This window comes from Neisseria sp. P0021.S006 (genome assembly GCF_051956895.1).
Genome location: NZ_JBQCWZ010000290.1, coordinates 1 through 1,615, shown reverse-complemented (window position 1 = coordinate 1,615; position 1,615 = coordinate 1). Strand labels below are relative to the sequence as shown.

The 1,615-nt window shown below is 51.0% G+C and carries 2 protein-coding genes; both read left to right on the top strand.

Annotated elements, in window-relative coordinates:
- The coding region (locus ACTHUM_RS13440) for an SEC-C metal-binding domain-containing protein (RefSeq protein ID WP_440403107.1) at nucleotides 1-239 on the top strand (239 nt) is incomplete at its 5' end.
- Nucleotides 240-371: 132 nt separating this feature from the next.
- Complete coding sequence (gene aroC / locus ACTHUM_RS13435) at nucleotides 372-1,472, top strand: chorismate synthase (protein WP_440403106.1); 1,101 nt, start codon at nucleotides 372-374, stop codon at nucleotides 1,470-1,472.
- Nucleotides 1,473-1,615: the final 143 nt, after the last annotated feature.

Genomic DNA, 1,615 nt, shown 5'->3' with positions numbered 1-1,615 from the left:
ATAATAGACATGCTGCACAAAGCGTCAGCGATGTTCAAACTGTCCACTCCGATGCGCCTGATATGGAAGAATTGCTCGGTCAATCGCAAACCGATTTGGTTACCGAAGCGTTCGACCCTGACGGCACAGACTTCAGCCCTGAAGCGCTTGCACAAAACGGTCTGATTGTTCACCGCAACGATCCTTGCCCTTGCGGCAGCGGCCTGAAATACAAACAGTGCCACGGTAAATTGAACTAAGCAGTCATCTCAAAAGGCCGTCTGAACAGATGTGACAACGAAGTCAAAGATTCTCGTTTCACCGTTCAGACGGCCTGAGAATTATCCAAACAAGCAAAAAATTTCCAAACCCAATTTCAAAAGAGTATCCCTATGGCAGGCAACACCTTCGGACAAATCTTTACCGTTACCACTTTCGGCGAAAGCCACGGCGCAGGCTTGGGCTGCATTATCGACGGCTGCCCGTCCGGATTAGAATTGAGCGAAGCGGATATCCAATATGACCTTGACCGCCGCAAACCCGGCACCAGCCGCCACGTTACCCAACGCCGCGAAGCCGACCAAGTCGAAATCCTCTCCGGCGTATTCGAAGGCAAAACCACCGGTACACCTATCGCCCTCCTAATTCGCAATACCGACCAACGCAGCAAAGACTATGGCAATATCGCCACCAGCTTCCGCCCCGGACATGCCGATTACACCTACTGGCATAAATACGGTACACGCGACTATCGCGGCGGCGGCAGAAGCTCCGCCCGTGAAACCGCTGCACGCGTTGCCGCCGGAGCTGTTGCAAAAAAATGGCTGAAAGAAAAATTCGGCACGGAAATTACCGCCTACGTGACCCAAGTCGGCGAAAAAGAAATCCAGTTTGAAAGCTACGAATATATTTCCCAAAATCCTTTTTTTGCAGCAAACCAAAGCCAAATTGAGGACTTGGAAAACTATATGGACAGCGTGCGCAAATCATTGGATTCTGTCGGAGCAAAACTTCACATCGAAGCAGCCAACGTCCCTGTCGGCTTGGGCGAACCGGTTTTTGACCGCCTCGATGCAGAAATTGCCTATGCCATGATGGGCATTAATGCCGTCAAAGGAGTGGAAATCGGCGCAGGTTTTGATAGTGTAACGCAACGCGGCAGCGAGCATGGCGATGAGCTCATGCCTCAAGGCTTTCTATCCAATCACTCAGGCGGCATCTTGGGCGGCATCAGCACCGGGCAAGACATTCATGTGAATATTGCCATCAAGCCGACCAGTTCTATCGCCACACCGCGCCGGAGCATTGATATAGAGGGCAACCCTGTCGAGCTTGCCACACACGGCCGCCACGACCCCTGCGTCGGATTACGCGCCGCCCCGATTGCCGAAGCCATGCTGGCATTGGTCTTGATCGACCACGCCTTACGCCATCGTGCGCAAAATGCTGATGTTCAAGTTAATACACCGGACATTGCCAAACTGGGACAATAACCGTTTATTTCTGAATATTCTCAGAAAAATTTAGCCAAATCACAGTCTTTATACTACAATAGCACCTTATTGCCGTATGACGAAAATACGGATTTATATTAGAGGAATACAACCGCAATGGCACAAGAAACCGCTTTGGGCGC